This window comes from Chryseobacterium sp. GW823-FHT05E08 (assembly GCF_058795655.1).
This window is the reverse complement of sequence record NZ_JBXAHY010000005.1, coordinates 200,513-213,616: the sequence shown is the minus strand read 5'-3', so window position 1 is coordinate 213,616 and position 13,104 is coordinate 200,513. Positions and strand designations below refer to the sequence as shown.

The window sequence follows — 13,104 nt, the reverse complement described above, 5'->3', positions numbered from 1 at the left end:
AAAGTTAAATGAGGTGTTATTTTGTAATGATAAAGTCCTCCATTGGAACTCTAACTTTCTTCATTGTTGAAAGCCAGTCTTTTTCTGCATCTCTGTAACCAAGATATAGGAGGCTTACACTTTTTAAACCTAATTCTTTCAAATTAAGAATTTCATCAACTACTGCATTACTGAAACCTTCCGCAGGAGTACTGTCGATTTTTGATTCGGCAGCCTGAGCCATTGCCAAACCTAATGCAATATAAGTCTGACGTGCCGTGTGTGCAAAATGTTCGTCAGGTGTTTGAGCTTCGTACATTTCTTTGATCTTATCGGTATAGCTTCCAAAACGACCTCTTGGCAAATCTCTTACATCGGTATGAAGATCGTAAACTTTATCAATTTTTTCGTTAGAATAGCTATCCCAAGCGGCAAATACCAACACGTGAGAAGAATCTTTCATTACTTCTGGATTCAACGCTCCCGCAACCATTTTTTCTTTTAGTTCCTGATTTTCTACAACGATAATCTTGAAAGGTTGTAATCCCGATGAGGTAGGAGCCAATCTCGCAGCTTCTAGAATTTTATGTAAATCTTCCTGTGATACTTTTTTAGTTGAATCGTATGCTTTTACTGCATGTCTCCAGTTTAAGTCTTCTATTAATGACATTGTTTGTTCTTATTTTAAAATTATAAGACAAAGGTATGGTGAAATTTAATTGTGTGCAATTTAATTTTGATAAATGTATTTTTGATAGAATCTATAATCCAATTGTAAATACTAACAGATAAACATTGTAGATAATATAATAGAACTTTTATAACTTAACATTCCAGAATTCCTGTAGTACTTGTAAATATTCTTTAAGTACAATTTTATTAATCGATTTATCAGGACATTTTTCTAAATAATATTCTGGCGCATAATAACTGTAGGCATTTTGCTTATTATTTTGAATAAATTTTAATGAATATCCCGTAGAATCATAAATTCTACAGGGAGGCGGCATATTGGAAGACGAATTCAATTTAATTTTAAAATCAGTCTGATCGTATTTTTGAAACTCAATAATTTTCTTTGAGTTTATTATTTTAAAAAGACTATCCTGAACTGCTGCTGTTAATTCTAATCTCTTTATAGATGTCTTTAATTCCTTATTTTTTAAGTAAGACTTTGGAAATTCTTCGTTATATATTTCTACAGATCTGTTATTTTTGAAAATGTAATATCTGTTTGTATCGTATGCAGACCAACCACTGTTATATTGAAGAATAATACATAATTCATCATTATTTAAAGCAACAGGTAAACGAATATCAATTTCAACAGGTGATCTTAAGTTTAATAATGGAATTTTCTGAGAAAAAATAAAGTTTCCAACAAATAATAAAATAAATACAATAAGCTTTTTCAATTAAATATTTTTTGAATAAAGTTTTTATTTCTCGACCAATTCCGCTTCAAAAACATCTGCAAAATGCTTTCTAATCTTAGCTTTAATATCTTCCATTTCTTCGGGCATCAATTCTCTTTCAAGTTCTCTTTTTAAAGAAGTTACCTGCTTGTCTTTGATACCACAAGGAACGATATATTCAAAATAGCGCATATCGGTATTAATATTCAGGGCAAAACCGTGTAACGTTACCCAACGGGAAGCTTTTACGCCCATCGCACAAATCTTTCTTGCATAAGGTTTCCCCACATCCAGCCAAACACCTGTTTCACCTGGAGAACGTTCCCCTTTCAAGCCGTATTCATTAATTGTTCTGATGATCACTTCTTCAAGATTTCGCATGTATTTGTGAATATCTGTAAAGAAATTTTCAAGGTCTAAAATAGGGTAGCCAACAATTTGTCCGTAACCATGATAGGTAATATCTCCGCCACGGTTCACTTTCACGAAAGTAGCGTCGATTTCCTTTAATTGATCCATTCCGGCCAGCATATTTTCTTCATGTCCGCTTTTTCCTAAAGTATAAACATGAGGATGCTCCACCAAAAGGAAGTGATTGGAAGTGGTAATATGTTGTTCAGCAGGTAAATCGCGGTTTTTGATTTTGGTATCAATAATATCTTTCATCAGCTTTTCCTGATAATCCCAAGAAGGTTGATATTCTTTTACACCAAGATCTTCAAATTCTACTACTTTATTCTGATTTGTATTCATGTGTGGATGTCGATTTTCTTGTAATGATATAGAATCACGATTTTATACCATTTTATTGACATACAAATTTAGTGAATTTTAATTTTTTACGGAATTAATAAAATCTATGGCTTTTATCTTCCAATCTTTATTTTGTAGTAGAATATTTACGAATGCAGTCCCGATAATTCCGCCATCGGCTTTTTCTGTGACGTTTTCGAAATCTTGCTTTGATTTTATTCCAAAACCAATCATGACAGGATTTTTTAATGGGAGAGAAGCTAATCTTGAGAGATAATCTTCATTTTTTAATACAGCATTTTCATTTCCTGTTGTTGATGAGGAACTTACCGCGTATAAAAATCCTGAACTTAAAGAATCGAGATATATAATTCTTTCGTCAGAAGTTTCGGGAGTTACCAAAAATGTGAAATTCAGATTGTATTTTTCTAAAATTTTCTGATAATTTTTTTCGAATTCAATAGGCGGAAGATCTGGAATAATTAATCCCGAAACACCGCTTTCTGAACATGCTGCGCAGAAGTTTTCAAATCCAAAACTTAAAACAGGATTGATATATCCCATTAAAATTACCGGAATTTTGATTTCATTTTTAATCGATTTTAACTGTGATAAAAGTTTTTCGATGGTCATTCCGTTTTTTAAAGCCAGTTCATGAGCTTTTTGGATGACAGGTCCATCTGCAACAGGGTCAGAATAAGGCATTCCGATTTCCATCATATCTGCTCCAGAATCTTGAATAAGTTTTATAATATCAGCGGTATCTTCCAATTGTGGAATTCCTGCTGTGAAGTATATGTTTAGTTTTTTCATTTAAATTGTTTAAAAAATTAAAGAAAAATAAGTTTTTAAATTAAAATTTTATTTTCTGAAAGTTCTTTGAACTGACAAAAGTTGTTTTGGATTCTACCTTTCGATCCGGCTTGAACGGAGCTCTTTTTACGAAGTAAAAAAGCGGGAGTGGAAGACGGAATTTATCGCCAAAATTAAACTATAAATTCTTCAAATATGTTTCCATATCCTTGTCACCACGGCCACTCAGGCAAATGACAACAATATCATTTTCGTTGAATTTTTTCTTGTCTAAAACCGCCAAAGCGTGAGCACTTTCTAAAGCGGGAATAATACCTTCTAATTTGGTCAGTTCGAAAGCACATTTTAAGGCTTCATCATCATTAATACTGAAAAATTCAGCACGTTTTTCCTTGAATAAATGCGCATGAAAAGGCCCAATTCCGGGATAATCTAATCCTGCGGAAATAGAGTGGGGCTCGATAACCTGCCCGTCTTCCGTTTGCATAACCAAGCTTTTGCTTCCGTGCAAAACGCCTAAAGTTCCAAGAAAAGTGGTCGCTGCCGACTTTCCAGAACTTACTCCTAAACCTCCAGCTTCAGCGGCAATAATTTTAACGTTTTCTTCATTCACAAAGTGATAAAAAGTTCCTGCTGCATTGCTTCCACCACCAACACTTGCAATTACATAATCGGGATTTTGTCTTCCGATTTGCTCATTAAGCTGCTCTCTGATTTCTTTTGAAATAATACTCTGAAATCTCGCCACCAAATCCGGAAAAGGGTGCGGACCGACCACACTTCCAATCACATAATGAGTGGTTACGGAATTGTTGATCCAGTCTCTTAAAGCTTCATTTACAGCATCTTTTAGAGTTTTAGAACCTGAAACTGCAGGGATAACTTCTGCACCCAACATCTTCATTCGGGCAACATTGGGAGCCTGTCTTTGAATATCGATTTCACCCATGTAAACAATGCACTCCAAGCCCAACAAAGCACAGGCTGTAGCGGTGGCAACGCCGTGTTGACCAGCTCCTGTTTCTGCAATAATTCTGGTTTTTCCCAAGCGTTTTGCCAACAAAACCTGCCCCAAAGCATTATTGATTTTATGCGCTCCAGTGTGATTAAGATCTTCTCTTTTTAGGTAGATTTTGGTCTTGTATTTCTGGCTTAAATTCTTGGCAAAATAAAGTGGAGTAGCACGTCCGACATAGTTTTTCAGCAGATCCTGATATTCAGTCTGAAAATCTTCAGATTCTATGATTTCGAGGTAGTTTTTTTGCAATTCTTCTACATTAGTATAGAGCATTTCGGGGATAAAAGCACCTCCGAATTCTCCGTAATATCCATTTTTATCAGGATTTTTATAGTCCATTTTCTTCTCTTTTTATTGTATTAAATAAGCATTGTTTTCGGAACTTAACTGATTTAAAAGTTCCTTTTTCTCATCAGATAGATTAAAAATTAAAATATCGTCATCATCGGATGGTATCCATTCAGAGTCGCTTTTTTCTTTGATGGATTTAGCTTTATCATGCAAAATATTGATGTTACATTTGTCATAGAAAGGTCTTAATTCAGACAAACAAAAACCGATACTTTCCAGATTTCTTTCGATAACATTATCAATAATATACTTGATTAATTCTTTACCATATCCTTTTTTCTTTTGTGCAGAAACCAATCCGACTGCTTCTGCAAAATGGTATTTTTTATTAGAAATTTCTAAAATGAAATTAAAATTGAAGCGCATTAAGGCTAATATTTCTTCCTGTAATCAATAAGAAAATGAAATTCTGAATCTTTAAAAAAAGAACGGAAATATCCAGATTCCATAGAATCCCATTCTGAAACTTCCCAGAGATTCAATATGATTTGTATTTCGTTTTCTGTTAATTCCTCAGGTTTTTTAATTTGATATTTCATCTTTTAATCGATTAATAAATTCAATGTTGTAATTGTATTGTTGTTTGGTGATCAGATTTTTATGGTGTAATAAATTAATTTTACCAATCAGATCAATTAAAGTAATCATATCCAATTTTGAATTGTACATTGTAATCGCAATCTCGAGACTGTCAATTAAAAAATAGGAGTCAAAATTTTCATACAGTAAAAATATCTTAGCATAAATGTTTCCAAAATCATAGGTAACATTAGATTTTACTCTATTATCTAGAAATTTATCGGAAATAATAACAAGATAATAACTGTTCCATAAATTGATTGTATCAAAAAAGTGTTGTGTATCTTTTTCATCATAAATTTTAATGATGTTGATAAAATCCGTTAATAATCCATCGAGTTCCCAATGCTCAAAATTATTGTCATTTTTAGACACAAAATTGTACAAAGCCTGAACTCTTTCGTTTTCAAACTTTGGCGGAAATAATCTTTTATAGAAATTTTTTCTTATTAAATTTATGTTTATCATTTTTTTGTTTTTTCTCTTAAAGAGTCCCAAAGGGACGATTTAATAAAGCATAGGATACAATCCTATAATATATATCCAATTCAAATATTAATCCCACAAATATTTTTCATCATACTGTATTTTGTGTTTTTCCAGTATCCCAATCATTTCATCTTTGAAGCTTTGATTCTGATGATGCTCCCGTTGATTTTTAATATAATGAATTGTTGGAAAAATATTTTTTTCACTTACTGAAAATGCTCCGTAACCTTCCTGCCAAAAGAAGTCTTCATATCTTTTTCCTTTTGTTTTTATCCATTTTGATGAATGCGATTTGATTTCCTGAACTAATTTCATTAAAGCAATTTTTCTCGAAAGTAAGCAGAGAATATGGATATGATTATCCGTTCCTCCAATTTGCAATGCACTACTTTCAAAGTCTTTGCATATTATAGCAATGTAGGAAAATAATTCTTTTTCTATTTTTTCATCAATAAAATCGTTCCTATATTTTGTGCTGAAAATAATATGGACATAATTTTTAACTAATGATTGTGGCATTTGTTTGTGCTCTTTTATTAATTTGTTTGTGTTTTTTATTAATTGGACTTTATCCAATTCTCTGTTAAATCGTCCCTTTGGGACTCTTTCTAGTATAGGTTTTTAAATTTTTTAATCTTTTCCACATCTTTAATCCCAGATTCCAATTCAAACTTTGAATTAATATCTAAAGCGAAAGGTTTTTGGTTTAAAATTTTAATATCATTTATATTTTCTTCTGAAATTCCACCGCTTAAAAAGTAAGGAAGTGGAATTTCAAATTTATTTAATAAATTCCAGTCAAATTGTTTTCCTGTTCCACCGAAAGCTTTGCTGTCTGTATCAAAAAGTAAATAGTTGCTGTTTTTTAGTTGTCGGTTGATAGTTTCCTGAATGCTACTTGTGCTGTCCAATCTCTCACTTCCAATCCTTATTACCTTTATAATACCAATTTCAGGATTTAATTTTTCTTTTAATTCTGAAATAAAATGTTCACTTTCATCGCCGTGAAGCTGTATGAAATTCAGATTTGCTTTTTGTACTATTTCAATTATTGTTTCTAAATCTTCATTCACAAAAACGCCAACTTTCCCCTGATGGTTAATTTTTGAAATGTCTTCTAAAGTCAAATGATTCAGAACATACCTCGGTGATTTTTCATAAAATATAAAACCAAGAAAGTCCGTATTCATAGAAATTAATTCCTGAATCTGATCCAATTTTGTTAATCCGCAGACTTTAAGTTTTGTTTTCATTATTATGTTTTCAAATTACTTTGTAACCACGTTAATAAATCCTTCAAACGTATTTGCAGGGTTTTTATTTTTCATAAAATATTCGCCCATTAAAAATCCGTCGAATCCTTTTTCCTTTAAATAGTTGAAATCTTCAATTGTATAAATTCCACTTTCTGCGACGGATAAAACGTCTTTTGGAAGTAAGTTTTTTAAGTTCACAGAATGCTGTAAATCAACTTTAAAATCTTTTAAATTCCTGTTATTAATTCCAACCAAATCAATTTTTGGATTAAAATGATTAAGCTCTTCTTCAGTATGGATTTCCAGTAAAACTTCTAGACCTAATTCATGAGATAATTCTGTAAATTGCTGAACCTGATTAACTGATAGGCAAGAAGCTATTAATAAAATTACATCAGCTCCCATACTTTTTGCTTCGTAAAACTGATATTCATCCACCATGAAATCTTTTCGTAAAATTGGAATATTGATATGATTTCTTACACTTAAAATATCTTCAAAACTTCCACCGAAAAAATCTTTGTCTGTCAAAATTGAAATTCCACTCGCACCAAATTTTTCATACGCTGAAACTACTTCTAAAGGAGCAACCTGATCGTTAATAATTCCTTTTGATGGAGACTGTCTTTTAAATTCGGCAATAATTCCGGTTTTACTTTTTACAGATTCTTTTAGTGAAAAAGTTTTTCTTCCAAAGAACTCCGAGTTTTTCAATTCTTCAATAGAAATTTTTGATTTTGAAGCTGTAATTTCTTGCCTTTTTCTTTCTATGATTTTGTCTAATATCGTCATCATTCTACATTTTAAAGATGATTACTCCAACAACAACTCCAAGCTTTTCAATGCTTTTCCGCTTTCTAAACTTTCCTGCGCTAGTAAAAGACAGTCGTCATAACTTCCGAATTTTTTGGTGTGATTTAAGGCAACAGCAGCATTAGCTAAAATCACGGAATTTTGCTGTTTTGTTCCTCTTCCTTCCAAAATATCTCTGAAAATCTTCGCAGATTCCTGAGTTGTTTCCCCAGCTTTTATGCTTTCCTGAGAAATGGAATCAAAACCTAAATCTTCCGTAGAATAAATTTCCTCCCCGTTTTTAGTGATAATTTTCGTGTCGTGAGTCAAACTTATTTCATCATATCCGTCTAAACTGTGAACCAAAATGAAATCTCGCTCATCTTTTTGTAGTAGATATTGATAAATTCGGGCAATTTCAAGATTATAAACACCAATCATTGAAAATTGTGGCTTCGCAGGGTTGACCAACGGACCCAACAAATTGAAAAATGTTCTCAAACCTAAAGATCTTCTCAATGCTCCGACAGATTGTAAAGCAGGGTGGAAGTAGGGAGCATGCAAAAAGCAAATATTGGCTCTTTCAAGATCTTTATTCAACATGTCCGAATCATTTTTAAAAATATAGCCAAGTTCCTCCATCACGTTTGAAGATCCAGTGGTTGTAGATGCTCCATAATTCCCATGTTTAGTCACTTTTTGACCAGCTCCAGCTATCACAAAACTTGCTAAAGTTGAGATATTGATGGTGTTTTTGCCATCACCTCCGGTTCCAACAATATCTATTGCGTCGTCAGCATCCAGATTTACGGTAGCCGCCATTTGCAACAAAGCTTCTCTGAAACCTTCCAATTCCTTCAAAGTAATATTTCTCATCAGAAAAACACTGATAAAAGCAGTTACTTCAATCACATTGAATTTATTTTGAGCGATCTCAATCATAATTGCCTTAGCTTCAGATTTTGATAAGGTGTGATGATTGAACAGGTATTCCAGGATTTCTTTCATTTGTGGGATTTTTATGGTTGATGGAATTTCTATTGTTTTCAATTTAAAAGGAAATTTTTAATGATAGCTTCTCCGTCTGGAGTTAAAATACTTTCGGGATGGAACTGAACACCATGCACATCATAGGTTTTATGTTGTAATGCCATGATCATTCCGTCTTTGTCTACTGCGGTAATTTCCAGTTCTTGCGGGAAATTTTTGGGATCAACAGCCCAACTGTGATATCTTCCGACTGCCAAACCGCTTGGTATATTTCTAAAAAGTTTAGTATCATTTTTCACTAATTCTGCCGAAGTTGCCACACCGTGAAAAATTTCTGAAAGATTAATTAAACTTCCCCCAAAAGCCTCTGCAATTGCCTGCTGACCAAGGCAAACACCCAAAATACTTTTTGTAGGAGCATATTCTTTAATGACATCTAATAAAATACCTGCCTCTTCGGGAATTCCCGGTCCTGGAGAAAGTATTATTTTATCATATTTATTAATTTCTTCAAGAGAAATTTGATCATTTCTTATAACGTCAACTTTTTGATTTAAAACTCTTTCGATGATCTGAACGAGGTTGTAAGTAAAGCTGTCGTAATTATCGAAAACCAATATTTTAGTTGATGGTTGATTGTCTATTGTTGATTGTTTTATAGTGTTTTCCATTTTTGTTGCTTTTTTTGTTAATTAGAAACTATTAACTAATTTTTCAGCCTTTTCAACTGCTTTTTTCAGGGCGTTCAATTTATTGTTGACTTCTTCCAACTCACTTTCTGGGTTTGATTTTGCAACCAATCCGGCTCCGGCCTGATAATATAAGGTGTTGTTTTTGCTTAAAAAGGTTCTGATCATGATGGCTTGATTACAGTCACCATTCAATCCAATCATTCCGATGCAGCCACCGTAATATCCTCGGGAATCTTTTTCGTATTTATTGATTAATTGTAGCGCTTTGTGTTTCGGGGCACCACTTAAAGTTCCTTGTGGGAAGGTGGTGGCAACCATTTCGAATGGATTTGTATTTTCTGGTAAATCGGCTGTAACTTCGCTTACCATGTGAATAACGTGTGAAAAAAGCTGGATTTCTTTTAATTTGGTAACGGTTACGTTTTTCCCTAGTTTTCCCAAATCATTTCTCGCTAAATCTACCAACATTGTGTGCTCCGCATTTTCTTTAGCATCAGCTTTTAATTCTTCAATGGATTGAAGGTCAGTTTCAAAATGTCCCGTTCTTTTGAATGTTCCTGCAATTGGGTGAATAATTGCTTTATTGTTTTTGATGATTAACTGACTCTCAGGACTTGATCCGAATAATTTATAATTTCCATAATCGAAAAAGAATAAATACGGTGAAGGATTAATATTCCTCAAAGCACGATAAACATTGAATTCATCTCCCTGAAATTTCTGTTCAAATCTTCTGCTCAGTACCAATTGAAAAACGTCTCCTCTCATGCAGTGTTTCTGGGCTGTTTTTACTAATTCAATGTATTCTTCATTAGTAATATTAGAAGTTTCTACACCATTTTTTTTGAAAGGATAAACGACTGAATTTTGGTTTTTAATGATGCTTTCCAATAAATAAAGCTCGGATTTTACACCTTCAATCTGATTTTCGATAATGTACATTTCATCATTATAATGATTGATAGCAATTACATATTGATACAGTCTGTAACGAAGAATTGGGATTTCAACTTCGGGACTTTGAGCTTTAAAATTGACATTCTCAAAAAACTGAACAGCTTCGAAACTTGTATATCCAAAAAGGCTTTGAGCGGTTTGTTCAACCGGATCATTTGTTTTTTCGCATTCGAAAATTTTAGTAAAATCTTCAAAAACATCTGCAACTTTATGTTCTATAATGAATTGTTTAATAGGCTCCTGTCTTGGAAGTTTTATTTCAAATTCATTAAGATTTTTTATTTCGATTCCTGCGACAGCATTGATGGCGATGAATGAAAAATTATTATCAATATTCTTAGAATCAGAACTTTCCAAAAGAATAGTGTCTCTGAACTTATCACGAAGCTGCAGATAAATATTCATGGGTGTTTTCAGATCTCCCAATGTTTTTTTGGAAACGGTTTTTATCTTTATTTTTTTGTTAAACATTTGCTGTTTTATTTTTTTTGAATTGATTGTAAATAAAAAAAGACTTCAACGAAAATCGTCAAAGTCTTATATATTGTAGTATATTATTCCGGCTGTTGATTTAGCAACATGATAATAACTTCAGACCCGACGAAGAGTTTGAAAGCCACCACCAATTGTTATTGCTCGTATTAAACATATGACAAATGTAAATATTTTTTTTAATATAGAAATCAAAAAAAGAGAAAATAAAAAAACTTAAAATATTATTTATTAATTCAATTTTGATGCAAAGTATAATTATGTCAAGCTTTCAAAGATATTTTATGGAAAAATATTTTAATGTGCCGGCTCAGACAACGGAATGTCAGGGCTACCACTGTAGAATACAATTAGCGTAACACCTTTTTCTCCTGTTTTTCCTTTATGCGCAATGTTGACCATTTCCGGGACGGCTTGTCCTTGTCTGAGCCATTGTTATCTTTTCTTTCAACTTCAATTTCTCCTTTTTCTACATAAGCTGCATTAATAACAGGATGTGTATGCCAATCTAATTCTTTATTGGGTGGAACAGAAATTTTAAGAACGGAAATTTCAGGCTGTCCGTCAGGATATTTTTCATATTGAGTTCCGTCCCAGGATTTGGTTGTTTTTAATAAAGTTACAGATTCTATTTTGTCAGAATATCCTGTTTCAACAGTAGGAGAGGAGTTATCACAGGAAAGAATCATTAATAATGAAAAGAGAAGCAGGTTTGTAAAAATTGTTTTTCGGTTCATGTTTTTTATTTTTTAAATAAAGTTAATGATTTCAATAATAAATATCTCTACGTAATGAATTATTTTTTAAAGATTAATTTGGCTTAACAAAAAGCTTCTAAAAAAAATATCTTTTAAACTGGGTGCTTGTCATGAGTTTAAAAGTTTATTTTTTATATTTTTGCTTCAAATTAGAAAACAATGAAAAAAGTATTAGCAATTGCATTTATCGGAAGTTTATTCGTAGTAAACTGTTCTAAAAAAACTGACCATTCTTTACAAGACAGCAACACAATGCTAGAAGAACCAACAGCACCAACAGTAGCTGCTGATTCTACGGCTAAACCAGCTGCTGCGCCAGCTGTAACTCCTGCAACAACACCTGCTCCTGAAGCTGCTAAAACAGATTCTACAGCGAAAAAATAATGAAAAAAATATTTTTGACAGGTTGTGTAAGTTTACTTATTCTTTCCTGTTCTAAAAAAGAAACTCCATCAGTTGACACAACTTCTTCTGAAACAAATGCTGTTTCGGAACCTGCAAAAACTAATCTTTCTGGTGATCAAATCATCGAAACATTGGATTGTTCGGGGTGTCACGCATTGAATGAGAGAATGATAGGACCTTCTTATAAGGAAATAGCAGAGAAATATTCTCAAAAAGATATTGAATTGCTGGCTTCCAAAATTATAGAAGGCGGAAGCGGAGTTTGGGGAGGTGTTCCAATGTCGCCCCATCCACAGGTGTCTAAAGAAGATGCTAAAAAGATGGTAGAATATATTTTAAGTCAGAAAAAATAAATATGACTACTGAAAAACTCAGTCTGCACGCAAGAAATCTGCATCGTGATCCTTATGATTTTGATAAGCTCATTTCCTGCGTGCCAGAGCTGAAACAGTATGTTTTTGTTAATGCTTATCAAACGGTAACCATTAATTTTAGTATTCCAAAGGCGGTTAAACTACTCAATAAAGCCTTATTATCACACTTTTATCAAGTCAAGAATTGGGATATTCCTGATGCTAATCTTTGTCCGCCAATTCCCGGAAGGGCAGATTATGTGCATTATATTGCCGATTTATTAGCCGAAGAAAAAAAAGAAATACCAACAGGAGTTTCTGTAAATGGTTTGGATATTGGAACAGGTGCTAATCTTGTATATCCATTAATAGCTCACAAATCTTATGGTTGGAAAATGTTGGGAACGGATATCAACAAAGATTCTTTAAAAAATGCACAACAGATTTTAGATCATAATCGTGATTTATCATCTGTTATTCAATTAAAACAACAGCCAGATTCTCATTTTATCTTTAAAAATATTCTAGGCTCAAAAGATAAATTTACGTTTTCTATGTGTAATCCTCCTTTTCATGATTCTGAAGAATCGGCGATGAAAGGAAACATCAGAAAAACAAAAAATATCAGCAAATCGAAAAAGCAAAAACCTCTTCTCAATTTCGGAGGACAACAATCTGAACTTTGGTGTGAAGGTGGTGAACTGGCTTTTATTTCAAAAATGATCGAAGAAAGTTCTCTATATTCTTCACAAATTCTATGGTTTACTTGTTTGGTTTCTAAAAAAGATAATTTATATAAGTTAACTTCGCTTTTAAAGAAGGTTAAAGCTGTAGATTTCAAAACGATTGATATGGCTCAAGGTCAAAAAATTAGCAGGATTTTAGCTTGGACATTTATTCCTCAGCAAAATCGTAAAGACTGGTTCTAATGTTAATTATAGTTTTATAAAAAAAATATAATTGATATTTAAATAATTGATAATCAATAATTATCTTCACAAATAAATTCCCT

General features: G+C 32.5%; 18 protein-coding genes. 3 read left to right on the top strand and 15 right to left on the bottom strand.

The features are described 5' to 3' along the window. Window positions 1-16: 16 nt before the first annotated feature. The 15 genes from AC1Q7L_RS17700 to AC1Q7L_RS17630 all read right to left on the bottom strand — a co-directional run bounded on the left by AC1Q7L_RS17700 (window position 17) and on the right by AC1Q7L_RS17630 (window position 11,313). Entirely contained in the window at window positions 17-649 is a 633-nt protein-coding gene (locus AC1Q7L_RS17700; protein ID WP_492307104.1) for an NAD(P)H-dependent oxidoreductase, read from the bottom strand. 148 nt (window positions 650-797) lie between these two features. Beyond that, on the bottom strand, window positions 798-1,394 hold the full coding sequence (locus tag AC1Q7L_RS17695) for a hypothetical protein (RefSeq protein ID WP_492307105.1): 597 nt from the start codon (window positions 1,392-1,394) through the stop codon (window positions 798-800). A gap of 24 nt (window positions 1,395-1,418) precedes the next feature. Continuing rightward, complete coding sequence (gene lipB, locus AC1Q7L_RS17690; protein ID WP_492307106.1) at window positions 1,419-2,147, bottom strand: lipoyl(octanoyl) transferase LipB; 729 nt, start codon at window positions 2,145-2,147, stop codon at window positions 1,419-1,421. A gap of 78 nt (window positions 2,148-2,225) precedes the next feature. Next, window positions 2,226-2,960 carry a tryptophan synthase subunit alpha gene (gene trpA / locus AC1Q7L_RS17685; RefSeq protein ID WP_492307107.1) on the bottom strand — a complete coding sequence of 245 codons (735 nt, stop codon included), beginning with the start codon at window positions 2,958-2,960 and terminating at the stop codon, window positions 2,226-2,228. A 178-nt stretch (window positions 2,961-3,138) separates the two neighbouring features. Next, entirely contained in the window at window positions 3,139-4,317 is a 1,179-nt protein-coding gene (trpB, locus tag AC1Q7L_RS17680; protein ID WP_492307108.1) for a tryptophan synthase subunit beta, read from the bottom strand. A 12-nt stretch (window positions 4,318-4,329) separates the two neighbouring features. After that, complete coding sequence (locus tag AC1Q7L_RS17675; protein WP_492307109.1) at window positions 4,330-4,695, bottom strand: hypothetical protein; 366 nt, start codon at window positions 4,693-4,695, stop codon at window positions 4,330-4,332. Window positions 4,696-4,700: 5 nt separating this feature from the next. Beyond that, window positions 4,701-4,868, bottom strand: a complete 168-nt coding sequence (locus tag AC1Q7L_RS17670; protein WP_492307110.1) for a hypothetical protein — start codon at window positions 4,866-4,868, stop codon at window positions 4,701-4,703. Then, window positions 4,852-5,376, bottom strand: coding sequence for a hypothetical protein (locus tag AC1Q7L_RS17665; protein ID WP_492307111.1), 525 nt, complete (start codon window positions 5,374-5,376; stop codon window positions 4,852-4,854). Before AC1Q7L_RS17665 ends, AC1Q7L_RS17670 begins: the two co-directional genes overlap by 17 nt. A gap of 87 nt (window positions 5,377-5,463) precedes the next feature. Continuing rightward, window positions 5,464-5,916 carry an IS200/IS605 family transposase gene (gene tnpA, locus AC1Q7L_RS17660; RefSeq protein ID WP_492307112.1) on the bottom strand — a complete coding sequence of 151 codons (453 nt, stop codon included), beginning with the start codon at window positions 5,914-5,916 and terminating at the stop codon, window positions 5,464-5,466. A gap of 89 nt (window positions 5,917-6,005) precedes the next feature. Next, the gene (locus AC1Q7L_RS17655; RefSeq protein WP_492307113.1) at window positions 6,006-6,650 is read right to left on the bottom strand and encodes a phosphoribosylanthranilate isomerase; all 645 of its coding nucleotides are present in this window, start codon (window positions 6,648-6,650) and stop codon (window positions 6,006-6,008) included. A gap of 15 nt (window positions 6,651-6,665) precedes the next feature. Next, window positions 6,666-7,445 (bottom strand): indole-3-glycerol phosphate synthase TrpC, encoded by a 780-nt coding sequence (trpC, locus tag AC1Q7L_RS17650; RefSeq protein WP_492307114.1) that lies wholly within the window; start codon window positions 7,443-7,445, stop codon window positions 6,666-6,668. A 21-nt stretch (window positions 7,446-7,466) separates the two neighbouring features. Beyond that, window positions 7,467-8,453 (bottom strand): anthranilate phosphoribosyltransferase, encoded by a 987-nt coding sequence (trpD, locus tag AC1Q7L_RS17645; protein ID WP_492307115.1) that lies wholly within the window; start codon window positions 8,451-8,453, stop codon window positions 7,467-7,469. A gap of 38 nt (window positions 8,454-8,491) precedes the next feature. After that, on the bottom strand, window positions 8,492-9,106 hold the full coding sequence (locus AC1Q7L_RS17640) for an anthranilate synthase component II (RefSeq protein WP_492307116.1): 615 nt from the start codon (window positions 9,104-9,106) through the stop codon (window positions 8,492-8,494). A gap of 21 nt (window positions 9,107-9,127) precedes the next feature. Beyond that, window positions 9,128-10,555, bottom strand: a complete 1,428-nt coding sequence (locus tag AC1Q7L_RS17635) for an anthranilate synthase component I family protein (RefSeq protein WP_492307117.1) — start codon at window positions 10,553-10,555, stop codon at window positions 9,128-9,130. Window positions 10,556-10,926: 371 nt separating this feature from the next. Further along, entirely contained in the window at window positions 10,927-11,313 is a 387-nt protein-coding gene (locus AC1Q7L_RS17630) for a cupin domain-containing protein (protein ID WP_492307118.1), read from the bottom strand. A gap of 180 nt (window positions 11,314-11,493) precedes the next feature. On the opposite strand from AC1Q7L_RS17630, the gene AC1Q7L_RS17625 reads away from it, so the two are divergent. Genes AC1Q7L_RS17625 through rlmF form a run of 3 tightly spaced genes read left to right on the top strand, consistent with a single transcriptional unit; the run spans window position 11,494 to window position 13,021 of the window. Further along, window positions 11,494-11,718 (top strand): hypothetical protein, encoded by a 225-nt coding sequence (locus tag AC1Q7L_RS17625; RefSeq protein WP_492307119.1) that lies wholly within the window; start codon window positions 11,494-11,496, stop codon window positions 11,716-11,718. Then, window positions 11,718-12,092: a c-type cytochrome gene (locus AC1Q7L_RS17620; RefSeq protein ID WP_492307120.1), complete on the top strand. Its 375-nt coding sequence runs from the start codon at window positions 11,718-11,720 to the stop codon at window positions 12,090-12,092. Before AC1Q7L_RS17625 ends, AC1Q7L_RS17620 begins: the two co-directional genes overlap by 1 nt. 2 nt (window positions 12,093-12,094) lie before the next feature. Then, window positions 12,095-13,021 carry a 23S rRNA (adenine(1618)-N(6))-methyltransferase RlmF gene (gene rlmF / locus AC1Q7L_RS17615; protein ID WP_492307121.1) on the top strand — a complete coding sequence of 309 codons (927 nt, stop codon included), beginning with the start codon at window positions 12,095-12,097 and terminating at the stop codon, window positions 13,019-13,021. The last annotated feature ends 83 nt before the right edge of the window (window positions 13,022-13,104 follow it).